The following is a 24,481-nucleotide window of genomic DNA, read 5'->3' on the forward strand; positions in this document are numbered from 1 at the left end:
GCAAATATTATCTTGCAGAACGTGAAAGATTGACTTGGTTTTGACATCCTTTGTTGTGGCGATAATGCGGAGAAATGAGCGCTACTCTTGAGATTGGATAATCTGATTGATGGCCGATATTAGCAGTTCGGTCGTTTGCGCGCCGGAAATTAGGTGCTTTCGATTAATGATGATTGCAGGAACGGCATTGATACCCGCTTCAAGCCATTGTTGCTCGGTAGACGCAACGGCTTCAGCCCAGCTTTCATCTTCTATTACGCTTGTGACGATATCTTGTTCAAGCCCTAGCTCAGTGGCACATTCTATCAGTACTTGAGAGTCGCTAATGTCTTTACCATCGGTGAAATAGGCGTGAAACAGAGCAAGCTCTAAGTCGAACTGTTTACCTTCACTTTGTGCCCACATTAAAAGCTGGTGCGCTTTGCGCGTGTTATAGATTCGAGAGTCGTCATTGAAGTTGAACTCAAACCCTACCTCGTTACCTAGATTGGTCAGAGTTTCGCGCGCTGAGATACTGGCTTCTGTTGTCGTACCATACTTTTCAGCGAGGTGTTCTCGCAGATTTTGACCTTCGTCTCCCATTGCTGGGTTTAGTTCAAAAGGGTGCCATTGTATATCAGCTTCAACTTCATCCGCCAGAGCGGCAAGCGCGTGCTCTAGACGTTTGTAGCCAATAATACACCATGGGCAAACGACATCAGAAACAATATCAATCCGAACTCTGTTCATATATCCATCCTTGTACCGCTCAGATGAAAGTATAGCGCTGTCCTCAATGAGATTTTACTAAATACCTCACTATTTCGGTAATCTACGCCTAAAAGCTACTACGTAAAAAAATAGACAAAGGGGGAAGAGCTTAGCGCGAATGCTTTGTTAGGATGGTAGTCAGTGTTCACTATAGATACTCAAGTGGCTTTGCCGTAAGAACTGAAAAGTAGAAATTAAGGGTTAAGGGTATTTGGGTATCGTTATCGTGTTATGAATCTTGTAAAGGAAATCGTGATGAACTGTTCTCACGCAACTGATGTGATTTTGCACGCGTTTGATTGGCCATATGCAATGGTCGAACAACTCGCGCGACAGATCCATCAAGCGGGCTACAAGTACGTACTCGTTTCACCACCAATGAAATCATTAAAAAGGGAAACGGGGACCAAGTGGTGGCAACGCTATCAACCGCAAGATTATCGAGTGATCGATAATCAACTTGGCAATACAGAAACATTTAAAAGCATGTTGGAGACTTTGTCGTCTTATGGCGTTGGTGTCTACGCCGATGTGGTGTTCAACCATATGGCGAACGAATCGTCGATAAGGACAGATCTAAAGTATCCAAACGCCTCAGACATGCTCGATTACCAACAATCTGCTGATTATTATCAGAATCAATGCTTGTTTGGAGATTTAAGTGAGCCCATTTTCGATCATGACGACTTTGTCGAAGCGTTTGGAATTGAAGACTGGGAAGATCGCTGGCAAGTGCAAAATGGCCGCATCACTGGCGGTCCTACTGATCCAGGCTTGCCAACATTAAGGGTTTGCTCACACGTTATTGAGCAACAGCAAGCTTATCTTAAAGCGCTTAAAGGTATGGGAGTCAAAGGGTTTCGCATTGATGCCGCGAAACACATGACGTTAGAGCATCTAAAACAGGTTTGGACGGAAGAGATTTGCCAAGATATTCATATCTTCGGTGAAATTATTACCAGCGGCGGTGCAACGCAGCCAGAGTATGAGCTGTTCTTACAGCCCTATCTTGCTGAAACTCGATTGGGTGCCTATGACTTCCCGTTGTTTCAGACAATGTATGATGCGCTGCAAGTCGATGGCAGCTTAAAAAGCTTGGTCGACCCATATTGCTTCGGACAAGCGTTGTCTGAATCGCGGGCAATTACGTTTGCTATCACCCACGATATTCCTAACAACGATGTTTTTGCCAACTTGGTCATGAGCGAAAACCAAGAGTGGCTAGGGTATTGTTACTTGCTCGGGAGAGATGGCGGAGTACCACTGATATACACTGATCTCGATACGAGTGGGATTGTTAATTCAGACAAGCAGCCTCGCTGGGTCGATGCTTGGAAAGACGAAAAGATGATAGCAGCGATCGACTTTCACAATCGTATGCATGGCACTCAAATGAAAATCATTGAGGCTTCAGACGATCTATTGGTGTTTAGTCGAGGTAAGGAAGGTTTAGTTATTATTAACAAATCTAAACGGTCACAAACCATAGAGTTTAAAGCTAACTCAGATTGGATGGATTTGTTGTCGCTAGATAGTTTTGCGCCACAAAATGGCCAGTGTAGCGCGGTGGTAGAGCCTAATACGGCAATGATGTTAGTGGCAATTTGAAACAAAGTAGGCGCACTCAATTCGAGTGCGCCTCTTGGTTAGTGTGTTTGTCTAAACGGTAAATTTATTCAAAATCGAGTCTTGCTCTCGGATGTTTTCTGTTTGTGCTTGCATAGCAATATTGGCATTCTCAGCGGCATCCGCTACTTGAGTTGAAAGATCTTTGATCTTCACTGTATTACCGTTAATTTCCTCGGCAACCAAGCTCTGTTCTTCTGCAGCGGAAGCGATTTGAATATTCATATCACTGATCTGCTGAATAGCATCACGGATGCTTTCCAGTGCGACATTCGCCTCTTGAGCTCGCTCAACCGCGTTGGTGGCTGTGCTCTTGCTCATGTTCATCGCATTTGAGACAGAACTAGCACCGGCTTGAAGCTGTTCAATCATGTTGCGAATCTCAGTTGTTGACTCTTGAGTACGTTGTGCCAAGGTACGAACCTCATCAGCAACCACAGCGAACCCTCGACCAGACTCACCGGCGCGGGCTGCCTCAATTGCTGCGTTAAGGGCGAGTAGGTTGGTTTGATCAGCAATATCGTTAATTACCTTCAAGATGGTTTCAATGTTATCTGTTGCTGATTCTAAGACTTTCACCTCTTCGACGGCTTCGTCGATTTTTTGTGATAAGTTGTCGATCGCGTGAGTTGTTTCACTAACTACCGCTGTACCTGTACTGGTGGCTTCATCGGCTTCACGTGCGGCGGCTGCTGCACCTTGAGCATTATTGGCGACATCACCTGAGGTGGTGGCCATTTCATGCATGGCGGTAGCAAGCTGCTCTAACTCGTGCAATTGATCCTGCATTGCTGAAGCCGACTCTTGCAGCCCTATTGAGGTCATTTCAGAGCCACGTAAAATCTCTTCCCCTATCGCTTTAGATTGCGTGATCAGTTGTTGCAAGGTTCCTGTGAACTCATTAAACCCTGAAGCCAGAGTAGAGAATTCTTGATCTGTGTTGGTATCGAGTCGTTTGGTTAAGTCACCTTGTCCTGTCGCGACATCCTGAATCGCATCTCCCAAGGTATCTAGCGGGCGCATCAAGGTCTTAATCAGAACAAGCAGAATCACAATACTAATAACCAAAGCTATGATGGTGTAGATAATTGAGCTGTTGCGAAGGTCTGCTAATGACTGGTAGGCCACTTCTTCATCAAGAACAACGCCGATGTACCAATCTTCACCTGGCACTTTTGAAAAGTCGAGTGTGTAAGCCTTGCCATCAATCATTGCTTGCTGCGGATCATCTTGGATGGGTGCATTGCCCAAGAAGTCTGACATAGGCTTGCCGTTTAACTCAGTAGTGGGGTGGGCAATGGTTGTACCATCTCCTGCTACGATAAACACATAGCCCGCATTGAACAATTGTACTTTGTTCACGACTTCAGCAAGTGCAGCAAGGCTCACATCATAAAAAATCGCTCCAATGAACTGACCGTTATCTCGAACTGGTGTAGCAATTGAAACCAATATCTCGCCTGTGGCTGAGTCGGCGTAAGGGGCGGTAATTACGAGCTTTCCTGAGTTTTTTGCGTCAATGTACCAAGGTCGAACCCTAGGGTCCCAAGTAGGTCCCGGATTCCATGAGGGGTCGTTGTTGATGTTTGAACCATCACTCTCAAAACCAAGGCCTGCCAACAGAAAGGTATCTTTTACTATGGGGCGGGTAATGACAGCGGAGACAGCGTCGGGAGACAAGTCGACTTCGAGCATGCTGGTTGCGTACTCTGCGATAGCTTTACGTCCATTGATTTCTGCGGCGGTAGTGTTTCGAACGCCGTCTACGATTTCTGTAACGCTTGAGGTTACTTGCGTCTTAATTTCGTTTTTAACGGTGTAATATTGTTGCAAGGTTAGAAGGGTGACAGTCGCTAAAAGCAAGACAGACGAAGCGGCCACAATCTTATGGCTGAATTTCATTTCACAATCCTCTTCTATAAATAAAGCAGTTACTTATAGATTTATAGTTATGAAATGGGTATTCAGCCAGTAAAAGCGTGAACTTTTATGATATTTGCTGACCTAGAATGGTTTGCTCAAGGCTCGTCAGCAAAGCATCGTTGCCATCAAACAAAGAATCAACAACTACAGGACGTTTCTTACCAGATTGCATCTGCTTGTTTGCTTCACGGACTCGCAATACCAACTTTATTTCATTGGAGAGAGAGGACTCTTTATCGACTTGCCACTGATTAATCTGCTTTGTGTATCGAGTCTCTTTTAGCTCAGGCTTAAGCGTTGTAAGTTCGCTTTGTACGACTTTAAGCAGATCAACTTGACGTTCATGTTGACCATTGAGCCCTTCTAAACGGTTTATTAGTGCTGACAGGAGCTCCCCTGCCTGGATATAGCCACCCTGTTTAGGAAACGTTGCTCTAACTCGGCAAGAAACACTGACGGAGTGTGTAATGGTATTAGGCGTGTAAGTGAGCGAGGTAAGTGTGTCAAACGGTAGCCAGAACGACTGACCTGCTTCCACGGCATACTCCAACTTTCCAAGTTTGACTAACACCAAACCTTGCTTAACGCTGATAAGTTGATGCTTTAGCGACTTCTTACGTGGCGTACAAATGAGAAAGTCGTTCAGTTCAGATTGAAAAGATATAGCGTGGTGCATGGAATTTGTCTCTCGTTACGGGGCGCTAAGATTAACGTTTCTTGGAAAAAAAGCCAACTTTGTGCAAGTCATGGCGCAAATTCGAATAATTAGTCTGGTCTGACCTTAACGAATCTGAGAGAACTATAGCTGCCAAGAAACGTTTCTATGCGTAGAATAGTCCCGCTTTTTACCTAATGTATAAAATAATGACGACAAACACTGACCCATTTATTGAAATTCGTCCTTATAACGATGACGAAATTCCAGCGGCAATTGACCGCTTAGTTAACGATGAAGAATTCATCAGTGCGATTTTGCAGCACCGCTTTTCTAACCATGCAGGCTGGTTTAAGACCTTAATGTCTCCAATGGTTAAGATCTACCTTAAGATGAAGTGGTCAAAACTGAACTCAGTTGAGACGATTCAATTAGAAGTAAAGAAATATCTTGATCAAACGCTTAAAACAACCACCAAAGGTGTTACGTACAGCGGGCTAGAAAATCTAGATCCTGAGCAGGCGTATCTTTTTGTTTCTAATCACCGTGATATCGCAATGGATCCTGCACTTGTTAACTATGGTCTGTTTCAAAGTGGTCATAAAACCGTGCGCATTGCGATTGGTGATAACCTACTGAAAAAGCCTTGTGCGACTGAGCTAATGAAGCTCAACAAAAGCTTTATTGTCAAGCGCTCGGCCAAAGGGCCGCGTGAGATGATGAAGGCATTGGGGACCTTGTCAGGCTACATCAAACACTCATTAGATACAGGTCACTCGATCTGGATTGCACAAAAAGAAGGTCGCGCAAAAGACGGCAACGACTTTACCGATCCTGCAATCCTAAAAATGTTTCACGTGGAAGGTCGTAAACAAAAGCTTTCGTTCCCAGAGTACATTAAATCTTTGAAGATTGTGCCAGTTGCGATCTCATACGAGAATGACCCTTGTGATATTGCCAAAGCGATTGAACTGCACGCTAAAGACTCTGTCGGAAGCTATGAAAAAGGTGAGTTCGAAGATATTGAAAGCATTATCCAAGGCATCGTGGGTGATAAAGGTCATGTGCATGTGGCGTTTGGTGACGTGATAGAGCAAGACTTCGAAACACCAGAGGCACTAGCCGAAGAGATTGATCGCCAAGTACATGCTAACTACAAACTGTTCCCAATCAATCAGCTCGCAGCAGGTAACGAAGACGTGAGTGATGATGTGAAAGCCACAATGGCTGACAAGCTCAATTTATTACCGCAAGACGCGCAGCCATTTTTAGTGGCTAGCTACGCGAATCCGGTTAAGAATCGCCCTTAGGCAAAAAGAATAGAAAATAGCCTCTCAATCGAGAGGCTATTTTGTTTTTACGTTAATCGTAAATGGTAGGTATTGGTTGACGCTTGTGCTGAGTCACTTTGTAAATCTGAATTAAGCGCTCGGTCACTTCCGCAGATACTGGCTTACCTTCTAGGAAATCATCAATCTGTTCGTAGGTAAGATTAAGCGCATCTTCGTCCGCTTTTTGTGGATCTAACTCTTCTAAATCCGCCGTAGGAACTTTCTTAACCAACAACTCTGGCGCACCTAGTGTTGCGGCAACTTCACGTACTTGACGTTTACTAAGACCAAATAGAGGGGCAAGGTCACAAGCGCCGTCACCAAATTTGGTGTAGAAGCCAGTGATGTTTTCGGCAGAATGGTCAGTACCAATCACTAAACCACCGACATAACCTGCAATTTCGTATTGAGCGACCATTCGCGCACGGGCTTTAACGTTCCCTTTTACAAAATCTACTTTGGCCTTATCTTCAGGAAGTAACCCAGTCCCTTCAAGTGCGGTATGACTTGCCGTGTGAAGGCCGTCTACACCTGCTTTAATGTTAACGGAAACAGAGTGAGAAGGCTGAATAAACTGAAGAGCGAGCTGCGCTTCATCTTCGTCTTTCTGCTCGCCGTAAGGCAGTCGAACTGCGATAAATTGGTAGCCGCCATTAGACTCTTCATTTAATTGATCAACGGCTAGCTGCGCTAATCGACCACAAGTCGTTGAGTCAACACCACCACTGATACCAAGAACTAGAGATTTGCATCCGGCTTCTTGAAGTTTTCGCTTAATAAAGTCGACGCGACGTGTTATCTCAAAATGAGGGTCGATCGACGGCAGAACGCGCATTTCATCGCGAATCAACTGTTCCATTATGTTTCCTTCCTGCAAGCAATGTAGTTTAAAATTGGGTAGTAAAGTTGGTAGCCTTAACAGGTCTACCTCAGCAAGGCATATTTATGCTGAAGTGAACGTGTTAAAGTCACGTGCCTATATCATACCGCAATCAAGGAATTAGAAAACTGTGATCACGGTTTTCAATAAAGAGTAAATGAATAAAATGAGCAAAATTGCTGTATTTGGAAGCGCTTTTAACCCACCAAGTCTGGGCCACAAGAGCGTGATCGAGTCATTAACCCATTTTGATCGGGTTTTGCTACTGCCAAGCATTGCTCACGCTTGGGGTAAACAGATGTTGGAATACAGTGCTCGATGCGATCTAGTTGATGCTTTTATTGAAGACTTGCAAGTGAATAACGTAGAGCGATCTACGATTGAAGAGTCTCTTTATTCACCAGAAAGTAGTGTAACGACTTATGCCGTACTTGAAGCTTTGCAAGTTCAATACCCAGACAGTGAATTAACCTTTGTTATGGGTCCAGATAACTTACTTAACTTTGCTAAGTTTCATAAAGCAGAAGAAATCGTCAATCGCTGGTCTCTTTTATGTTGCCCTGAAAAAGTAAAAGTGAGAAGTACCGATATTCGCAATGCCCTTAAACAGCACAAAGATATTTCACATCTTGTTACGCTAAAAGTATTACGCAAATTAATCGAAAAGGAGTATTATTAAATAGGATTGCGTTCTATATATTTGAGGTGTGAATGTTTAGGTGTGGAATGATATGGTTGATGTTATCGTTCTCTCCCCTTGTTGCGGCTTGCGAGCTTTATCAAGAGGATGTATCTGCACATTCGTTAATGCTTGAAGGCACTAAGCCATCGTGTACCACAATCTTCGATTTGGAGATAGATGATACTGTAGCAAACGAAGCCTTTATGGAACTGACCCTCGCAGAGAAAACCGATCACTCCTCTTATTGGTCTGATTGGTTGTTTGGTCATGAGACCAATCCACTGATTTCAAATAATGCCTCGTCCAATTACTTTGGTGTTGGAGTTTGGGTGCCCAATGAGTTGGAAGATAAACTCAAAGAGATGGACACCGAAAACTGGATCAGAAGCCATGGTGTACAGCTGAGCCTCGGCTTTGGCGACATGGATGCCGGAACACCACGCATGCGACTCGACTACCGTTGGCATGAACAGTATGACGGTGATTTTATGATGCAGGTTGAAGTACCTTTTTAAGCGAAAGCTTACCTTTCCTAATCAAGACCTATCCGTTAGACACTTGTTGTTGTTGGGTAATTCGTTCAAAGCTTTGACTAATAATGTTTTGCGGTTTATCAGGCTTTGAGAAGTAGTAACCCTGAATTTGACTGCACCCCATGTCATAAAGCTTCTCTAGCGCTTCTTGATCCTCAACGCCCTCTGCGACCAACGAGAGATTCAATTGTTTGGCAAGTTGGACGATAAGCCATACCACACGTTCGGCGGTTTCATTGGTATGCATATTCCGGATAAAGGTAGCATCGATTTTAATGCAGTCGATTGGATAGCTATGGATATAGTTAAGGCTTGAATATCCAGTACCAAAGTCATCGAGTGCGACTTTAAAGCCAAGGAACCTCAGCTTGTTGAGGATCTTTTTCACTTCCTCGGTTTGGGATAATAGCACCGTTTCTGTAAGCTCAATGGTGAACTCATCAGGTTTAAAGCCGTAGTGCTTTATGGTGTTGAGTAGGTGCTGTAAATAGCGATTCGAATTGTGCAGCTCGTGCGCCGAGCAATTAAGGCTCAGTCGAACGCTATGACCCAGTCCTTTCTCCAGTGCTAGCTTCGCCTTACAGGCTAGCTCTACAATGTGCTCGCCCAATTCGACAATAAGCCCAGATTGCTCCGCGGCATCGATAAACTCTAGTGGTGAAATTGTCCCAAGAGCATGGCTTTGCCAACGGGCGAGAACTTCGAAGTAGTCCCAATTGTTATTGTCACGCTCAACAATGGGCTGCACTGCGACATATAGTTCGCTATCACTAATGGACTCTTTAGCGAGTTCTGTTCTGAGTGCGTCAATGATCAATGCTTTACGATAGTATTGAGCACTTAAGTGGGTATCGTAACATTGCACGTGAACGTGACGAGATTGCTTACAATCCTTCAGCGCTAGACTGGCATTGAGAATAATTTGGTCGGCGGACAGGCTTTGATTAATGTTTTTTGCTAAGCCAATACTCGCTGTGAACTTAATTTTGTGCGAAGGATCTTGGTAGCCTTTTTCTAGGTTTTTAATGATGGTGTAGCAGACTTTAAACGGATCGCTGGCTTGCGTGATAAAAGCAAACTCATCGCCGGCAATTCGAAATGCAAACTGCTCGTCTTTTATCGTTTCCTTGATGGTATTGGCAACAAACTTTATAAGCTGATCACCTATATAATTCCCATACAAGTCGTTAATTGACTTGAAATTATCAATGTCTAAATAGGCTAGCGTAAATGGAATGTTTTGCGTTTCGCTGAGTCTCTCAAGCTTATCTGAGAGATAGCTTCTGTTAAGTAGCCCCGTGAGGTTATCGTGAGAAACTTCATAACTGAGTTGATCAACGAGCATCTCTGAGCGTGCCGTTAGCCATTTTGACTTAAGGTTATGGGTGACGATATTGGCAAATAGCTTGTGGTTATATATCAGCTCCTCTCTGCTTTTAGGATCTAAAGCGCGAGTATAAGCAGACAATAGTATCCCTAAAACTTCGCCATTGCGGGTTTTAAGGGGAATTGCTAAGTACGATTCAATATCATGCTCAGAAATATATTGCTCATGAGGGTGGAGCTTTTTGGCATCAGCATCGCAGACGATATAGTCCTGATTAGACTTAATGACAAAGGTACACGTGCTGTGAGTCAGTGGCGCGAGATAATCATCCCGTTTCAACTTTACACCGCTAGAAGAGGCAAGAAGTGTTGATCGGTTGGTAAACTGATCAAGTTCAATAATGCATGTACAAAATGAGTTCGAGTATTGCTGAAGCTCCAACGTAGCTTTGTTGAGAAGATCTTGGCCATCGAGGCTGAGCGTATCGTTAATCGTCTCGACGCTTAACGAGTTCTGTACTGACGTTGTCCTAACCATATCGGTAACTCACTGTTATTGTGATTTGTATCACTTAATTATCAATCTAGTTACTCATTAAATATGGTACGTGTCGCATATTAATGCAAATGCCAAATATAGGTTTTTCGTTCGGTAGATAAAGATTACTGTTGGTTGGAAAGGCGCTCTTTTAAGTAGTCCAAAAACAGTTTAGTACGTGTATGCTGATAGTCGAGTTTTGGATAGTAGGCGTAAACTGTTGCTTCATCAGCAGTTATATCCGGGAGAATACGCTTTAGCGCTCCGAGCTTAAGATCTTCTTTGATCATTACGTCGTTGGTGAGCAGCAGTCCCATTCCACTTTTTGCGGCATAAAAAAGAGCTTCAGGATTAGACGTAGCGAAGTTGCCATTGAGCAAAATCTTATGTCCATTGGTCAGGGAAATCTCACGTTGGGTTCTCTCTCCCCATACCAACATGTTGTGTTGAGTAAGCTCTTTAAAGCTTTGCGGCTCGCCAAACTGCTCAATATAACTTGGTGACGCATAGAAACCAGCTCGATGCTCAAAAAGGGGAGTGGCTTTAAAACTCAGCGAGTTGAGTTGTTCAATTTCACGGCTGATAAACAGATCCAAACTCAACGTTGGTAATTGACCGGGCGTGGTTGTGATAAGTTGAATGCGAATGTCAGGATACATCTGCAAAAAGTCGTTCAAGTACTGAACCAAAAACTTTGATCCTACCGCCAGAGTTGCGCCTATTTTAAGTAACCCTGCTGGCGTCTGAGATACCGAGCGTGTTTCGTCAACAATGGATTGCCAGCCATCAAGTTGGACTTTGGCACGCTCATAAAATAAAGCTCCCGCTTCAGTTTGCGTGACTGAACGAGTGGTACGTTTTAACAACTGAACGCCAATACGTTCTTCCAGCCAGTGGATACGTTTACTGATCGCTGAGCTGGTGGTGTTGAGGGTTCTTGCTGCACCATTAAAACTGCCTTCATCAACGACACGAATATAACTCTGCACACTTTGAATCCAATCCATAATGCCACCTTATTGTTTCTTTTTGGGAACTAATCACTTTCCATAGCGATATATTATCATTTAATAGTGGCTAATTTAAACTGACATTATTGTCGGTTTGTTAAGGAGCTACTATGAAGAAAACACCTATATTGTTAGCAATGATGATCATCGCAACTGGACAAGTTGGTGTCAGTATCTACCTTCCGTCATTGCCAATGATCAGTAACAGCTTGAATGTTGGGCAAGCCGACGTACAACTTTTGGTCACCGTTTTTCTCGTCGCTTTTGGCCTATCTCAACTCTTTTACGGCCCTTTGTCAGACGCCATTGGTCGACGCCCCGTATTTATACTCGGTCAGGGGATCTATTTAGCCGCAACTGTAATGTGCGTTACTTTCACCGATAACCTAACCGTGCTGATTATTGGGCGATTTTTGCAGGGTTTAGGGGCGGGTAGTGCGTCCGTTCTTGGTCGAAGCGTGCTCCGAGATAGCTACGAAGGTTCACAGTTAACCAAAGCGTTATCCTACATTTCTGTCACTGCTTCTGTTATGCCGATCATCGCGCCTGTTATGGGTGGTTGGATTGCTTTCTACTTGGGGTGGGAAGCGGTGTTTATGTTCGTCTTACTCTATCTAATCGCCATTTTTACTTTAGGTTACTTCGTTCTTCCAGAAACCATGACTTATGGAAAGACACAATTCAATTTGGTGAGTGTGATTAAAAACTATGGCGGCTTAATGACTAATAAGCAGGTTATTTCCAGTGCGAGCTATAACTGGGTGACTTACCTTGCGAGTGTTGTGTCGTTATCTGTTATGCCGTTTATATTGCAACATCAGCTTGGTCTGACGGCTGCAGAGTATGGTTCGGTCATGATCATACCGTCAGCTGGTTTAATGATGGGTAGCTTACTGCTTAATGTGGTGAACCGATATCTAGATACCAAGCAGATCCTTGCATTAGCCATTTCGACGATGATGCTCTCTGGTCTGTGGTTACTGGTTACGGAAGTTACTCTGTTTAATCTTGTGTCGGCGTTTACTTTGCTGACGATTGCACAAGGTCTTTCCACTCCTCTTTCTATCAGTATGTTGCTTGAGCCACATAAACGGCAGGCTGGTTCAGTGTCTGCACTATCAGGGGCAGTGCAAATGTGCTTGTCGGGAGCATTTGGTGGCTATTTGGTCGAGCATTGGGTGCAAAGTCAAATGAGCATGGGAGTTTTCTATCTCATCTCGGCGACTACGATGGGTTTGGTTCTTATATCTTCGAAAAAGCTTATCATCGCTCAGCAAAAGTTTGCTTGATCACGCGTTGGGTATACAATGCCCGCAAATTTCTATGTTGAGACTGGATCAATGGAACTTAAAGATTTTGAAACGCTAGTCAAGTCACTATGCGATAAAGAGAACTTGCCGCAAGCACTCGAAGTACTGAAAGCAAGCGAAGACCAAGAAGTGGCGGAAGCCGCTGAGTCACTAACTGGGCAATTTGCGTTGGCAGAAGTCGATGGCGCTAAGCGTATCTATCACGTAACAGTACAGGCTAATGAGCAAGGTGAAGAACAAGAGTTTGTTGAGCATGTAATGGATGAAGGCGATGATGTGATCCGTTTTGTTGCTTGGTTCTTTGATGTCATGTTTGATGTGAAGCGCAAAGATACCTACCAAGTGGCTGGAAAAACCTATCAACAGCCAAAGCGTGCTTAGTTGTTAAATTTAATGTGATTTAGATCTTGTTTTTAATCTGATTGTGATTAAAATCACGCTGCTTACTTTGAGGAGATAATCATGAATCACGAATTAGGCAACGCATATCTAGGTCAGATGATCGCTAAGCAAGCCATGCAAGATGCTCTTTACGGCAAGCCTAAAGCGAAGAAGACATCTTTTATCAAACGTATGATGAAGAAAGTAATCAGCGCGTAGTTGAAAAGGATTTTATGAGTGAGGCGAGCGAAGCTGTCTGGCTCATAAAAACAAAGCCCCGCACAATCAGCGGGGCTTTGTCGTTTTTGCTTGGTGGAAAGCTTATACCAACCAGAATAAATATCTGGTCATTCTTGCTGGTCAAAATCGCTGATAGCTGCGTTATAGATTTTGTAGGTAGATCAACTAGCTATCTGCAATCTATGCCTTGCTCTAAGCGATTTTTCCTGCGCAATTATCTGATCAGCTATTTATCCCGATTGGTATTACAGAGAAACCACGTTGTCTGGCACTGTGCTTAGCCCTTTCTCTTCAATCCAAGCGGAGAGGTTGTCGGCACCACCAATGTAATGACCATCGAGCCAGATTTGAGGAACAGTAACCGGCGTCTTCTCACCAATGATAGCTTTTACTTCAGGGATCATTCGATAAAGGGCTGCGCTGTCTTTAACGACATCGTAGTATTCGTATTCAATGCCCGCTTCATCTAAGATCTTTTTCGCTTTGACACAGTAAGGGCAAGTTGCCTTACCATAAACAATGTTGCCTTTTAGAGTATCGCGCTTAGTCCATTCTTGAATAATAGATTGCACGAGCACGCCACGGTTTAGCGCTTCCCCTTGGCTTACTACTTTGCCTTCGACCATCAGAATGGGCGCGTGCCATGAACCTACTTTCAAGGGTTCCCACCAGTGAGATAACCAATCTTTCACTTCAAGCTCGACTGGGATACCGGCAAGTTCATTTTCGAATGTGTCCTTAAGGACATCTTTGGTCAGAGTACACTCCCCGCAAGGAATGTTGACTTTGAATGGTCCCCAACTGCCAGCCCAGCGGTAAAGTGTTAATTTGATTGGTTGTGTCATAGAGGTTTCTCCGTTAAAAGCTATGACTAATTAGAACGGTCTAGCTTGAAATTTCTTTCAACTTTTTCGGCTTTTTTGCTTCCCATTGGGTAATGAAAGCCACTGAAGCGATAATGATCGCCGCACCAAGCCAAAGCCGACCTGGTGGTACCCAGCCAAATACCATCCAACCCGCTAACACATTTAATGGCAGTTTCGCGTGATCAAAGGGTTGAACAAACGAAGCATCTGCCACTGAGTATGCTTTAACAATAGCCCACTGCGCCAGTGCTGTCATAGCGCCTGCACCAATTAAGATTAGCCATAATGTTGCGCCTGTTGGCAGTTGCCAGTCTGGTAGAGCGAGCAAAATGTTAAACGGTGTAATGAGTATGAGTAGGTAGACAACCATGGTTGACGGAGAATCTTGTGAAGAAAGCTTCTTCACCATTAGAGCGTAACAGGCCCAAAAGAATGCCGCACCGACAGGGAGAAGTGTCGCCCAACTAAAATCATCCGCCCAAGGTTCTAAAATGATCATTGCACCAATAAAGCCAGTGAGGGTAGCACCCCAACGAGCCGCACCCACCTTCTCTTTAAGGAGCAAGCCAGAGCCAATCGTCGCAAATAATGGCGAAGTCATCAGTAGGGCGATGCCTTGCCAAATAGGTACAGGGTAGGCAAGTGCCCATAGCCACAGTTGGATACCTATCACCGCTAAGAAGACGCGTAAAACATGCAATCCTAGATTCTGCGTGCGCAGTGACTGCCTAATACCTAGTGTTTTTAAATAGGGTAGAATAACCACAAGTGCGATTGCATATTGAATCAGGGCAACCGTTGTCGAAGAAAGACCGTAATTGATACTCGCCACTTGAGCCAAGCTATTTACAATGGCAAAAGCCAGTCCTGCGCTTAGCATCCAACTAGCGCCTTGAAGAGGATGGTGGTTTTGGGTGCTCATGATATAAGTGTCTGAAAAATAGATAAGCTGAATCATACGATGTTATTTAGCTCAGGTCACCTGACGAATTTGAGCGTATTGGACAAATGATTCGAATGATTCAGCTAAGTTTGGTACGAGATTACTTCTTGTTTAAGGTGTAAACCGACACGACGACAAGAACAAGCCCCAGTGCATGCCAGATCGTAAACGCTTCATCGAGTACCACTACCGCCATACCAGCGGTAATTCCTGGGCCTATATTACTTGTTAGGCTCAAGGTTGTTGGTGTAAGCCTTGCCATCGCGGCGGCGACCAAATACGAAGGCAACACGGTACAGAATATGCCAAGTAGTACACCGGTTACGATTAGCTCACGGCTCCAAGTTGCAATATCAGCGCCGCTCAACCCTAAGTGAACCAAAATAGCCAGTCCGGCGCTACCCATGCCGATACTGGTGAAAAGTGAGCTGCCAAGGTGACCGATAAGTGGCTTGCTCCATACAAGATAAAACGCGAACACCAGTGCTGAACCAATAGCGAGCAAGCTGCCAAGAAGCACCGATTGTCCTAGGGTATTAAAGTCATGAACAACAATAAAACTGATCCCTAGGTAACCAATCAAGGCAGAAATAATGACGGTGCGACTCGGTTTTTGCTGATATAAAGCCCAACTGATCAGTACGACAAAAGTTGGAAACAAGAAGATCAACAATCGTTCTAGCTGGGCAGTAATAAATTCCAATGCAGCAATATCAAGGAAACTTGCCAAGTAGTAGCCCATCACACCAATAGCAGCGGCTTTAAAGCCATGTTGATTTACTCTATTTCGGTTTTCAGGTTTTCTGCAAAGGTAAATGAGCATAAGTAGATAGAGTGGCAGAGAACTAAACGCACGCAGAGTCATTATTGAGGTTGCGTCGCCACCATATTGGTAGGCAACTTTGACCAAAACGGGTTTTATCGAAAAGAGAATGCAACCTGCCAGTGCCAGCAAGATCCCGACTTGAGAGATGGATGAGCTTGATGAGGGGGCGACGTGTGTTTCTTCAGTCATGTTTCTCGTATCCTTTCTTTGAGAGTTGCGGCTACGAGAAAGTGGTGTTCTGGCTACGTTTCTCGCAGCCAGACAGGAGGTTACCTACCGGCTACAGGCATTAAGGAGAAGGAGCCAAAGGTAGGTAAACGTAAATTTCATAATTGTTCCTAAGTGATGAGTTTTTAGACTATCGACATATGCTTTAGATTGCAATCGACAAATTATGCAGATTGTAGCCTAGTTTCAATTTGGCCTAATGCTCTTTGGTACATAGACCAGGCACATATGCCCGCTAGGATATTGCCGCCGAACGCGCCCCAAAACAGACCTTGAATCCCTCCTAGCTGTGCACCTAACCACAAACAAGGTAGGAAAAAGGCAAATAGACGCAGTGCTGAGATAGTCAGCGCGGTATAGGATTTACCAAGTGCGTTTGAAATTGAAACCATTAACATGCAGATGCCCAAAGGCCCAAGGCTAAATGGCACGATCATCAGGTGGAAATTTAGGATGGATTCTACTTCTTCTTCACTGGTCATTAGCGATGCCAGCCAATCAGAGGTGAGTAAAGTGATCGCCGCGATTACGACTTGAAAACCGATAACAAATTTACACGCGATCACCACAAGTTTGCGAATATCGGTTAGATTGTTACCACCTAGCAGCTTACCAACCATAGGCGGCATTGACATGGTAAGAGCAAGCACCGAGACGATCGCAAAGAATTCATAGCGAGAGCCGAGTGCCCATGCTGCAACCGCTGCTGTACCGTAACTGGCGAGAAGCTTTGTGGCTAACATTGATGAGAGTGGCGGCAGCAATTGACTGATCATTGCTGGGCCCATGATGTTACCAATTGAACGCACGCTTTTAACCACATTCAAATCGCTCCAATCGAAACTCATCCAATGCTTACGCGTCACCTTAGGGGCAACAATCAAAATGCCGATACCAAAGGCTAGAATGGTGGCAATAGCCGCTCCATTGATCCCCATATCTAGAGTGAAAATAAAGATAGGATCGAGAATTAAGTTGAGAAGACTAGTCACCATCATCATGGTGCCAGGCAACATGGTATTGCCATTGGCGCGACATACGCTGTAAAGGAAGTAGAGCACAGCACCTACCCAAGCACTGACTAGCCAGTAAATCCAATAGCTATCAATGATAGGAAGAACGCTATCCGGAGCACTAAGAAGAGACAGAATCGGTTCACGCAACAGGTAGATAATGACTGAAAACAGCGCGACACCAATACTCCCCATTGCAATCACAAGGCCACCGAGTTGTTTCGCATAGCGCTCTTGGTTCGCTCCAATGGCTTTGGCTATCACTGCCGTTGTCGCGATCCCCAGACCAACCTGAATGCCGATGATCACCATCTGAATCGGTAGGGTAAATCCTTGTGCAGCAAGAGGCAGAATACCCAACTGGCCGATGAACGCACTGTCTACCAGTTGGAAACTCATAATGGACAACACGCCAAATAGCATTGGCCAGGTCATTTTGAATAGCTGTTGCCCCAGCGAAGGGGATGTTTCTTGTGTCGTTACAGTCATATTTGAGCTCAGGTTGTTTAACCAGTTTCAAAGCAAGTTGAGGTAATGCGCTTCGGTTTGATTAGGGTTACTGTTACATCGTTGCTAAAACGTTAAAATTCAAGCCTAAAGCGTAAATATCTGTAGATTTACTCTTCTTTTAATTCATCGGCATATCCTTTTGGAGGAGGAGTCCAGCCTCGCTCTCCTCCCTCGTGGCGGTCGCTGCGGTCAGCTTGTATCGCCAGTTTGATTTGCTCTTCGAGGTGCATAAAGAGTTTACGGTAGTTATTATCGAAGCGTTCACCTTCAGAATCATCTTCCCAAGCGTGGTATAAGATGTCTGATTTCTTGTCCTCAACGCGCTTATAAGCCGACTTTTGCTGCTCTACGGTAAATGGATGGTAGTTCAAAGAACGCATTGCATGTGCACCGAGTTCTAAAGCGGAGTGATAAGTCTCTAGCTCGACAATATCAGCCCCAGCTTGTCTCAGTAGATAGCCATGGCCGCGGTCAAAGGCGCGCACTAACACCCTCACTTTCGGATAGGTATGTTTCACGTACTTGGTCAGTTCAACGCTGGTGTCTGGATTGTCGATGGCGATAACGATCATTGCTGCCTCTTCAATTCCTGCGGTGTGGAGTAAGTCTGGTCTGCTAGCATCACCAAAATAGGCTTTAGTATTGATTTGTCGCATAACATCAACTTGCGCCGCTTGTTGATCAAGGACGACAGTTTTAATCCCGTTGGCAACCAATAGACGGTTAACAATCTGACCAAAGCGCCCAATCCCTGCAATAATCACAGTGCCTTGCTCTTCAATGGTATCTGCTTCTTGCTCATTCGACTGCTGTTCAAAGCGCGGTAAGATCACCTTATCGAACAGAATGAACAGTCCCGGAGTGAGGAACATAGATAGGGCAACAACGAGCGAAAGCATTTGAGCGATATCTTGCGGAATAACATGGTTTTGCACGGTAAAACTAAGCAGCACAAATCCAAATTCACCCGCTTGAGCAAGGCTTAGAGTAAACAGCCAACGGTTACTATTCTTGATGCGGAAAATGAACGCCAAAGCATAGAGGACGAGTGCTTTGAGCAGCATGACACCAATCGTCAAACCAATGATAAGCGCAAAGTCATTGAATAAAATGCCAAAATTGATGCCTGCGCCAACGGTAATAAAGAACAGTCCGAGCAGAAGCCCTTTAAATGGATCAATATTAGACTCAAGCTCGTGGCGGAATTCACTGTTGGCAAGCACGACACCCGCTAAGAACGTGCCCAGTGCCGGAGAAAGCCCGACTAAGCTCATTAATGCGGCTATCCCTACTACTAACATCAGTGCTGTAGCGGTAAATATTTCTCGTAGACCTGAGCTGGCGACGAAGCGAAATAAAGGACGGCTTAAGAAGTGGCCGCCAACGACTAATCCCACTATAGAAGCGATGATGACTAAGCCATAGGCCCAGCCTGGAAGACCTGCCACTAAACTTAACTCTTCATGGTGGTCTGCGGCGGTGCCAACGGCATTTTGCGCCTGCTCGACTAACTCCGGCAAAGCAAGTAGCGGAATAAACGCCAGCATCGGAATAACGGCGATATCTTGGAACAACAAAACAGAAAACGCGTTCTGTCCACCTTCTGTTTTCGTTAAGCCTTTTTCATTAAAGGTTTGTAAAACAATTGCAGTTGATGAAAGCGCAAAGATTAAGCCTATTGCTAACGCGATAGTCCACGGTTGTTCGAAGTAAAGAGCAATTGCTATAACAACTGCGGTGGTTCCACCGACTTGCAGGCCTCCAAGACCCAATAGACGGTTACGCATCGACCAGAGCATCTTGGGTTCTAGCTCAAGACCGACTAAGAACAGCATCATCACAACACCAAACTCAGCGAAGTGCTGAATGGTTGTGGTTTCTTCGCCTACTAGCCCAATAATCGGGCCGATAATGACGCCAGCGATGAGATAACCAAGAACCGAACCTAACCCTAATCGTTTGGCGATAGGCACAGCAATAACAGCCGCTACAAGGTAAATAAAGGCTTGGAGAAAGTAACCAGTCATGCTTAGTCCTCTTTCACTAATGTGGCGAGATAATGATTGAGTTTTTCCGGCTTACTCGCTTGTTCGAAATCTATCGCGTTGGCGACGAGTTTTTTGAGCAAGCTTGACCAGTTTTCAACATGCGATTTAACCCGTCCATCTTCTTGAGCTGTGCGAGCACCAAATAGAGCAAATGGGGCGAGGTATTGCATGCCTGTCAGTGTAGCCATTTGCTCCAACGGATGGAGCAACTCGCGAATCGTAAAGTGGTTGTAGCCATCGGTTTGGTAAGCATCGGCTTTACCACCTGCCGATAGAGAGCAGAGGAACTTTTTGCCATGCAGAGCAGTGCCGTCATGTCCGTAGGCAAAACCATATTCCAGTACAAGATCTTGCCACTCTTTTAAAATTGCAGGAGTGGAGTACCAGTAGAGGGGAAACTGAAAAATGATCACATCGTGGTCAATCAACCTTTGCTGCTCTTTATCTATGTTGATGTGATAGGTCGGGTACTCATGGTAAAGATCGACAACCGTAACGCCTTCAACCTTTTTCGCTGCTTTAAAGAGGTGTTGATTCACTTCGGAACGTTGAGGTGAAGGATGAGCGTAAAGCACAAGAACTTTGTTTTCAGACATAGACTATCTCGCTGATTGAAAGGCCGTTTCTCGAAATTGGGCGCAGAAACTAATTGTTACATAGTGATTATATTTACGCCACTAATGCGAGCGCGAGCTATTTGTGAAATGGAGCAAAAGCTTGTTCTAAGTCGTGGAGGTGCTCAACAATCAAAGAGGCGTGAGCTGAGAAGTCAGTAGGCTTGCCATGAGTTAATAGACAAGAGGGCATGTCTGCATTAAAGGCGGCTTGTAAGTCATAGAGATAATCTCCGACATAAAGGATTTGATGACGTTCTAAGTTCCACTCGTCGGCGAGATATACCAGCGAATCAGGAGCTGGTTTAGGTGGGAAATGCTCTCGGGTGATAATACGTGGGATTTTGAGTGCGTTGTGAGAGACTTTTTGTTCTGCGGCTTGGGCGCAATTTCGAGTAATAATCGCAGTTAAGAGTTGATTAGAATGGATAAACTCAATCAAAGATTGGCATCCGGGCATAGGGTGCGATGAATTAGCGTCGTCTAGCTCATGTTGGAGAATAAGCGCATTGGCTTGTTGAGAGGTTTGCTCACATTCCAATTGGTCAACAAAAGAGAGCAAGTCTCTATCGAGCGGGCAGCCGATTTGCTCTCTTAGCCAACGGAAGTCCATGTCAGAACTCACCAGAGTATTATCCAAATCAAAAACAATGGCTTTGATATCGCGAATATTCAATGGTACGTGTGACATAGACAATCCTTCTGTTTATGCGAACTCTTTCTCCAAGTACGCGACAATATCTGAAGACTCATACATCCATTGTACGTCCCCATCTTTTTCAATTCTTAGACAAGGGACTTTTACTTTACCACCACCCGCTTCGAGTTCTGAGCGGTGCGTCTGATCGTTCTTAGCATCACGAAGGTCAAATTTTACCGATTGACGCTTCATTGCTCGGCGCACTTTTACACAGAATGGACACGCTTCGAACTGATACAGTGCAAGAGACTGTGCTTTGCTATCTACCTCTTGCTGCGCTTCGTTCGAGCGCTTAACGCCTTTTGGTGAGAAAACAAAGTTGAGCAGTAGGATAACGCGTCCTAAAAACCAGCGGATAAACTTCATAACAATCCTATTTATATAATTCTAACTTCAGATGACATTTACGTTACGCATTGTAACCGAGATGTGATCATTCTTGAATCCTAAAAGCTCAGCTAACTTTTACCTGATGTTTCTTGGTAACCTCGATACCAAGGCGCTTAGCCAAGCGCGTCAGATTGGCGCGATCTGTCTTTAATGCTCGTGCCGCTTTGGCCCAATTAAACTCCGCCTCGGTTAAGGCCGAAACGATCATTTTGCGTTGATACTCTTCAGTGGCTTCGCGTAGCCCCAATGAGATGTCTAACTCTACGCTCGCATTAGGGGAGTCAAGCGCCGTATCGTTGCCCGAAACGATAGACTGTAGTTCACCGATATCTTCAATTGAGACCGTAATCAGTTTACCGTTTTTGCCGCGAGCTCGTGCTTTGAGTGCTGCACGATTGATGACGTGTTCAAGTTCACGAACATTACCCGGCCAGTTGTAGCGAGAAAGAAGAAGCTGCGCATCTTTACCTAGCTTGATCTGGACAATACCGAGCTTACGCCTTGCTTGTTCAAGAAAGTAGCCGGCGAGCAAAACAATATCGCCGTTTCTTTCACGAAGTGCTGGGACGGTGATCGGGTAGACGCTTAAGCGGTGGTAGAGATCTGAGCGGAAATGCCCTTCAGAGACTTCTTCTTTGAGATCTCGGTTAGTGGCGGCTAAAACGCGGACGTCGATCGTTTCTACCTTGTCTTGCCCGACCGGTTGGATCTCATTGTTTTGCAGTGCACGTAGAATCTTGCTTTGTGCTGCAAGGGGCAGTTCTCCTATTTCGTCTAAGAAAAGCGTTCCGCCATCGGCTAACGCAAACTTGCCTAAACGAGATTTATCTGCGCCAGTGAAGGCTCCTTTAATGTGCCCGAACAGTTCACTCTCGACCAAGTTTTCGGGAATAGCGGCACAGTTTACATACACTAAGGGCTGTTTTTTACGTGGTGATAGATGATGCAGGCTTCGGGCGACAAGCTCTTTACCTACACCAGTTTCACCATGAATCAAAATGTTGAAACTGGATGGAGCGACGACCTCAATGTCGGCCTTCAAAGCTTGCATCGCGACGCTGTCACCAATGATATCCCCACCATCACGATCCCAAGCGTCCTCATTAAGCTCTTCAAAGCGTTGTTGGGTTTGTTTTGCCTGTTGTTCTAGTTGGCTTACCGTGAGCGCGACTTTTAGTGTAGAAGCCGCAATAGCCGAGAGTGCATCTAAGCTGCGAGTTGGAAACTGCTCAAACACGCCTGGCGTTAAGCTATCAAGAGTTAAGACGCCAAGCAGTTTGTCGGCATAGAGTAAAGGTAAGCCCATACACGAGTGCATCGGTAAATCGCCTTCGTAATCGAGGAGCAAATTATCAAACGGATCAGGAAGATCGCTATCGGCGTCAAATCTTACCGCGGTTTTCGACTCACAGATTCGGGCAAATCGTGGATGTTCGTCTATCTTAAAACGACGACCTAATGTGTCACGGGTTAAACCCTGCAGAGCCAGAGGGACTAATGTGTCTCCTTGACGTGACAAAAGCGCGACACTGTCACACTGAATCGATTTACGGATAGCATCGAGTAGATTGTTAAATCTATCTTGATCGTTGTCTCCTCGAGCGAGACCTATCGTCATATCAATGAGGGTTGAAACAGAGATATCTTGCATAAAATTACCAACAGCGGGGGCAGGAGAAACCCAGTTTGAATCGGATGTTGCTAAATTAATCACACTGAATGCGGCATTGCAACCTATTAATGTCAATTTGACCTATTTCAAAAGTGTCGTAATGACTATTTCTAAGCAAAAATAGCAATAAAACTAGCAGTTTAAAGGGATTCTGAAGTTGGCACACTTCGTGCTGTTAAGGGGTATAAAAAACTTAAATATAACAAACTATAACTACTGAGGAGTAAGTCCTAATGCTTAACAACCAACATATCGAAGTCGTAAAGAGCACTATTCCACTTCTAGAGTCTGCAGGCCCGGCGTTGACTCAGCATTTCTACCAAAGAATGTTTAGCCACAACCCAGAGCTAAAAGATATCTTTAATATGACCCACCAAAAAACAGGGCGTCAAAGTGTGGCTCTTTTCGAAGCGGTTGCGGCTTATGCGAAAAACATTGAGAACCTAGAAGCGCTGACTTCTGCGGTTGAACGTATTGCTCACAAACATACTAGCTTTAACATCCAAGCGGAGCACTACCAAATTGTCGGTCACCACCTTATTGAAACGTTGCGTGAACTGGCGACAGAAGCTTTCACTCCAGAAGTGGAAGAAGCGTGGACCGCTGCGTACCTTTTCCTTGCGCAGGTATTCATCGATCGCGAGGGCGAACTATATCTACAACGCAAGCAAGCCGTGGGTGGGTGGCAAAATGCACGTGGCTTTGTTGTGAAGTCCAAAAAGGCAGAATCAGAGCTAGTGACTAGCTTTGTGCTAGAACCAGAAGATGGTGGTGAGGTACTGGATTACCAACCAGGTCAATACATTGGTATTGAGCTAAAGCCTAGCCAATGTGATTATAACGAAATTCGTCAGTACTCTCTGTCTCAAAAGCCGAATGGCAACGATTACCGAATCTCAGTGAAACGCGAAGTCGGTGAACATAAAGGCTTGGTGTCTAACTTCCTCCATGACGAAGTCAATGAAGGCGATAAAGTGAGTCTTTATGCTCCGGCGGGTGATTTCTATTACCAAGAAAAGCAGCAACCAGTGGTGCTTATTTCGGCGGGTGTTGGTGCAACTCCGATTCAATCTATGATGCAGACCCTCGCTTCACAAGGTAAGAAAGATGTGAGCGTTCTGTATGCATGTAACGACCAAAAGCAACACACATTCAAAGATGAAACTGCGCAGCTTGTACAGCAGAACAACTGGAAGCGTTTCACTTGGTACTTAAATGAAGCAAGTGCCGACTTCTCTGGTGAGCTAGATTTGAACCTAGTCGCGAAGGAGTTACCACTTGGCAGCGCGGATTTCTATCTATGTGGTCCAGTAGGTTTTATGGAATCAGTGGTACGTCAACTGGAAGCGCTAGGTGTTGATCGCGACCGCATTCACTACGAAGTGTTTGGCCCTCATACTTACCTATAATCTATAGCAGTAGTAATAAGGCCCTCATTTTGAGGGCCTTTTTGATTTGAGTTCATCACTACGCGGTGCTGTTATCG

General features: G+C 44.9%; 23 protein-coding genes. 8 read left to right on the forward strand and 15 right to left on the reverse strand.

Annotation, left to right across the window (positions count from 1 at the left end; translation table 11 throughout):
• Positions 1-81 precede the first annotated feature (81 nt).
• Positions 82-729 carry a DsbA family oxidoreductase gene (locus AC6R16_RS17205; RefSeq protein WP_500675191.1) on the reverse strand — a complete coding sequence of 216 codons (648 nt, stop codon included), beginning with the start codon at positions 727-729 and terminating at the stop codon, positions 82-84.
• Positions 730-1,005: 276 nt separating this feature from the next.
• Between AC6R16_RS17205 and AC6R16_RS17210 the strand changes: the two genes are divergently transcribed.
• Positions 1,006-2,358 (forward strand): alpha-amylase family protein, encoded by a 1,353-nt coding sequence (locus tag AC6R16_RS17210; protein WP_500675192.1) that lies wholly within the window; start codon positions 1,006-1,008, stop codon positions 2,356-2,358.
• A 51-nt stretch (positions 2,359-2,409) separates the two neighbouring features.
• Here AC6R16_RS17210 and AC6R16_RS17215 read toward each other — a convergent pair whose 3' ends face one another.
• The gene (locus AC6R16_RS17215) at positions 2,410-4,278 is read right to left on the reverse strand and encodes a methyl-accepting chemotaxis protein (protein WP_500675193.1); all 1,869 of its coding nucleotides are present in this window, start codon (positions 4,276-4,278) and stop codon (positions 2,410-2,412) included.
• Between the two features lie 85 nt (positions 4,279-4,363).
• Positions 4,364-4,975 (reverse strand): AraC family transcriptional regulator, encoded by a 612-nt coding sequence (locus AC6R16_RS17220; protein WP_500675194.1) that lies wholly within the window; start codon positions 4,973-4,975, stop codon positions 4,364-4,366.
• Positions 4,976-5,163: 188 nt separating this feature from the next.
• Here AC6R16_RS17220 and AC6R16_RS17225 point away from each other — a divergent pair, with 188 nt between their 5' ends.
• The gene (locus tag AC6R16_RS17225) at positions 5,164-6,264 is read left to right on the forward strand and encodes a 1-acyl-sn-glycerol-3-phosphate acyltransferase (RefSeq protein WP_500675195.1); all 1,101 of its coding nucleotides are present in this window, start codon (positions 5,164-5,166) and stop codon (positions 6,262-6,264) included.
• Positions 6,265-6,316: 52 nt separating this feature from the next.
• On the opposite strand, the gene nadE is transcribed toward AC6R16_RS17225, so the two are convergent.
• Positions 6,317-7,144: an NAD(+) synthase gene (nadE, locus tag AC6R16_RS17230; protein WP_500675196.1), complete on the reverse strand. Its 828-nt coding sequence runs from the start codon at positions 7,142-7,144 to the stop codon at positions 6,317-6,319.
• Between the two features lie 187 nt (positions 7,145-7,331).
• Here nadE and AC6R16_RS17235 point away from each other — a divergent pair, with 187 nt between their 5' ends.
• Both AC6R16_RS17235 and AC6R16_RS17240 read left to right on the forward strand, forming a co-directional pair.
• Complete coding sequence (locus AC6R16_RS17235; protein WP_500675361.1) at positions 7,332-7,844, forward strand: nicotinate-nicotinamide nucleotide adenylyltransferase; 513 nt, start codon at positions 7,332-7,334, stop codon at positions 7,842-7,844.
• 47 nt (positions 7,845-7,891) lie between these two features.
• Positions 7,892-8,362, forward strand: a complete 471-nt coding sequence (locus AC6R16_RS17240; RefSeq protein ID WP_500675197.1) for a hypothetical protein — start codon at positions 7,892-7,894, stop codon at positions 8,360-8,362.
• Positions 8,363-8,390: 28 nt separating this feature from the next.
• Here AC6R16_RS17240 and AC6R16_RS17245 read toward each other — a convergent pair whose 3' ends face one another.
• Entirely contained in the window at positions 8,391-10,244 is a 1,854-nt protein-coding gene (locus AC6R16_RS17245; RefSeq protein WP_500675198.1) for a sensor domain-containing phosphodiesterase, read from the reverse strand.
• Between the two features lie 125 nt (positions 10,245-10,369).
• Positions 10,370-11,251: a LysR family transcriptional regulator gene (locus tag AC6R16_RS17250; protein ID WP_500640347.1), complete on the reverse strand. Its 882-nt coding sequence runs from the start codon at positions 11,249-11,251 to the stop codon at positions 10,370-10,372.
• A 113-nt stretch (positions 11,252-11,364) separates the two neighbouring features.
• Between AC6R16_RS17250 and AC6R16_RS17255 the strand changes: the two genes are divergently transcribed.
• The 3 genes from AC6R16_RS17255 to AC6R16_RS17265 all read left to right on the forward strand — a co-directional run bounded on the left by AC6R16_RS17255 (position 11,365) and on the right by AC6R16_RS17265 (position 13,164).
• Positions 11,365-12,543 carry a multidrug effflux MFS transporter gene (locus AC6R16_RS17255; RefSeq protein WP_500675199.1) on the forward strand — a complete coding sequence of 393 codons (1,179 nt, stop codon included), beginning with the start codon at positions 11,365-11,367 and terminating at the stop codon, positions 12,541-12,543.
• Between the two features lie 51 nt (positions 12,544-12,594).
• Positions 12,595-12,945 (forward strand): hypothetical protein, encoded by a 351-nt coding sequence (locus AC6R16_RS17260; protein ID WP_500640345.1) that lies wholly within the window; start codon positions 12,595-12,597, stop codon positions 12,943-12,945.
• Positions 12,946-13,026: 81 nt separating this feature from the next.
• On the forward strand, positions 13,027-13,164 hold the full coding sequence (locus tag AC6R16_RS17265; RefSeq protein ID WP_004745434.1) for a hypothetical protein: 138 nt from the start codon (positions 13,027-13,029) through the stop codon (positions 13,162-13,164).
• A 266-nt stretch (positions 13,165-13,430) separates the two neighbouring features.
• On the opposite strand, the gene AC6R16_RS17270 is transcribed toward AC6R16_RS17265, so the two are convergent.
• From AC6R16_RS17270 to norR, 9 genes are all read right to left on the reverse strand, one after another.
• Positions 13,431-14,030, reverse strand: a complete 600-nt coding sequence (locus tag AC6R16_RS17270; RefSeq protein ID WP_500675200.1) for a glutaredoxin — start codon at positions 14,028-14,030, stop codon at positions 13,431-13,433.
• A 40-nt stretch (positions 14,031-14,070) separates the two neighbouring features.
• Positions 14,071-14,973: a DMT family transporter gene (locus AC6R16_RS17275; protein WP_500675201.1), complete on the reverse strand. Its 903-nt coding sequence runs from the start codon at positions 14,971-14,973 to the stop codon at positions 14,071-14,073.
• Positions 14,974-15,094: 121 nt separating this feature from the next.
• The gene (locus AC6R16_RS17280) at positions 15,095-16,009 is read right to left on the reverse strand and encodes a DMT family transporter (protein ID WP_500675202.1); all 915 of its coding nucleotides are present in this window, start codon (positions 16,007-16,009) and stop codon (positions 15,095-15,097) included.
• A 203-nt stretch (positions 16,010-16,212) separates the two neighbouring features.
• Positions 16,213-17,550, reverse strand: coding sequence for an MATE family efflux transporter (locus AC6R16_RS17285; RefSeq protein ID WP_500675203.1), 1,338 nt, complete (start codon positions 17,548-17,550; stop codon positions 16,213-16,215).
• 128 nt (positions 17,551-17,678) lie between these two features.
• Complete coding sequence (locus AC6R16_RS17290; RefSeq protein WP_500675204.1) at positions 17,679-19,598, reverse strand: monovalent cation:proton antiporter-2 (CPA2) family protein; 1,920 nt, start codon at positions 19,596-19,598, stop codon at positions 17,679-17,681.
• Positions 19,599-19,600: 2 nt separating this feature from the next.
• Entirely contained in the window at positions 19,601-20,215 is a 615-nt protein-coding gene (locus tag AC6R16_RS17295) for an NAD(P)H-dependent oxidoreductase (RefSeq protein ID WP_500675205.1), read from the reverse strand.
• A gap of 97 nt (positions 20,216-20,312) precedes the next feature.
• Positions 20,313-20,924 carry an HAD family hydrolase gene (locus AC6R16_RS17300; protein WP_500675206.1) on the reverse strand — a complete coding sequence of 204 codons (612 nt, stop codon included), beginning with the start codon at positions 20,922-20,924 and terminating at the stop codon, positions 20,313-20,315.
• Between the two features lie 15 nt (positions 20,925-20,939).
• Positions 20,940-21,299 carry a glutaredoxin family protein gene (locus tag AC6R16_RS17305; RefSeq protein ID WP_500640338.1) on the reverse strand — a complete coding sequence of 120 codons (360 nt, stop codon included), beginning with the start codon at positions 21,297-21,299 and terminating at the stop codon, positions 20,940-20,942.
• Positions 21,300-21,387: 88 nt separating this feature from the next.
• The gene (gene norR, locus AC6R16_RS17310) at positions 21,388-22,974 is read right to left on the reverse strand and encodes a nitric oxide reductase transcriptional regulator NorR (protein ID WP_500675207.1); all 1,587 of its coding nucleotides are present in this window, start codon (positions 22,972-22,974) and stop codon (positions 21,388-21,390) included.
• Positions 22,975-23,228: 254 nt separating this feature from the next.
• Here norR and hmpA point away from each other — a divergent pair, with 254 nt between their 5' ends.
• A complete protein-coding gene (hmpA, locus tag AC6R16_RS17315) occupies positions 23,229-24,404 on the forward strand; it encodes an NO-inducible flavohemoprotein (RefSeq protein ID WP_500675208.1) in 1,176 nt (391 codons plus the stop codon).
• Positions 24,405-24,481: the final 77 nt, after the last annotated feature.

The sequence above is a fragment of the Vibrio sp. R10-SG3-ISO10 genome (assembly GCF_059834185.1).

Bases quoted from the DNA above. Each gene is read 5' to 3' on its own strand.
- AC6R16_RS17295 (WP_500675205.1), bottom strand. From the start codon at position 20,215: ATGTCTGAAAACAAAGTTCTTGTGCTTTACGCTCATCCTTCACCTCAA.
- AC6R16_RS17285 (WP_500675203.1), bottom strand. From the start codon at position 17,550: ATGACTGTAACGACACAAGAAACATCCCCTTCGCTGGGGCAACAGCTA.
- AC6R16_RS17305 (WP_500640338.1), bottom strand. From the start codon at position 21,299: ATGAAGTTTATCCGCTGGTTTTTAGGACGCGTTATCCTACTGCTCAAC.
- hmpA (WP_500675208.1), top strand. From the start codon at position 23,229: ATGCTTAACAACCAACATATCGAAGTCGTAAAGAGCACTATTCCACTT.
- AC6R16_RS17225 (WP_500675195.1), top strand. From the start codon at position 5,164: ATGACGACAAACACTGACCCATTTATTGAAATTCGTCCTTATAACGAT.
- AC6R16_RS17220 (WP_500675194.1), bottom strand. From the start codon at position 4,975: ATGCACCACGCTATATCTTTTCAATCTGAACTGAACGACTTTCTCATT.
- AC6R16_RS17260 (WP_500640345.1), top strand. From the start codon at position 12,595: ATGGAACTTAAAGATTTTGAAACGCTAGTCAAGTCACTATGCGATAAA.
- AC6R16_RS17265 (WP_004745434.1), top strand. From the start codon at position 13,027: ATGAATCACGAATTAGGCAACGCATATCTAGGTCAGATGATCGCTAAG.
- AC6R16_RS17235 (WP_500675361.1), top strand. From the start codon at position 7,332: ATGAGCAAAATTGCTGTATTTGGAAGCGCTTTTAACCCACCAAGTCTG.
- AC6R16_RS17215 (WP_500675193.1), bottom strand. From the start codon at position 4,278: ATGAAATTCAGCCATAAGATTGTGGCCGCTTCGTCTGTCTTGCTTTTA.
- norR (WP_500675207.1), bottom strand. From the start codon at position 22,974: ATGCAAGATATCTCTGTTTCAACCCTCATTGATATGACGATAGGTCTC.
- nadE (WP_500675196.1), bottom strand. From the start codon at position 7,144: ATGGAACAGTTGATTCGCGATGAAATGCGCGTTCTGCCGTCGATCGAC.
- AC6R16_RS17240 (WP_500675197.1), top strand. From the start codon at position 7,892: ATGATATGGTTGATGTTATCGTTCTCTCCCCTTGTTGCGGCTTGCGAG.
- AC6R16_RS17280 (WP_500675202.1), bottom strand. From the start codon at position 16,009: ATGACTGAAGAAACACACGTCGCCCCCTCATCAAGCTCATCCATCTCT.
- AC6R16_RS17210 (WP_500675192.1), top strand. From the start codon at position 1,006: ATGAACTGTTCTCACGCAACTGATGTGATTTTGCACGCGTTTGATTGG.
- AC6R16_RS17205 (WP_500675191.1), bottom strand. From the start codon at position 729: ATGAACAGAGTTCGGATTGATATTGTTTCTGATGTCGTTTGCCCATGG.
- AC6R16_RS17255 (WP_500675199.1), top strand. From the start codon at position 11,365: ATGAAGAAAACACCTATATTGTTAGCAATGATGATCATCGCAACTGGA.
- AC6R16_RS17250 (WP_500640347.1), bottom strand. From the start codon at position 11,251: ATGGATTGGATTCAAAGTGTGCAGAGTTATATTCGTGTCGTTGATGAA.
- AC6R16_RS17245 (WP_500675198.1), bottom strand. From the start codon at position 10,244: ATGGTTAGGACAACGTCAGTACAGAACTCGTTAAGCGTCGAGACGATT.
- AC6R16_RS17290 (WP_500675204.1), bottom strand. From the start codon at position 19,598: ATGACTGGTTACTTTCTCCAAGCCTTTATTTACCTTGTAGCGGCTGTT.
- AC6R16_RS17270 (WP_500675200.1), bottom strand. From the start codon at position 14,030: ATGACACAACCAATCAAATTAACACTTTACCGCTGGGCTGGCAGTTGG.
- AC6R16_RS17275 (WP_500675201.1), bottom strand. From the start codon at position 14,973: ATGAGCACCCAAAACCACCATCCTCTTCAAGGCGCTAGTTGGATGCTA.
- AC6R16_RS17300 (WP_500675206.1), bottom strand. From the start codon at position 20,924: ATGTCACACGTACCATTGAATATTCGCGATATCAAAGCCATTGTTTTT.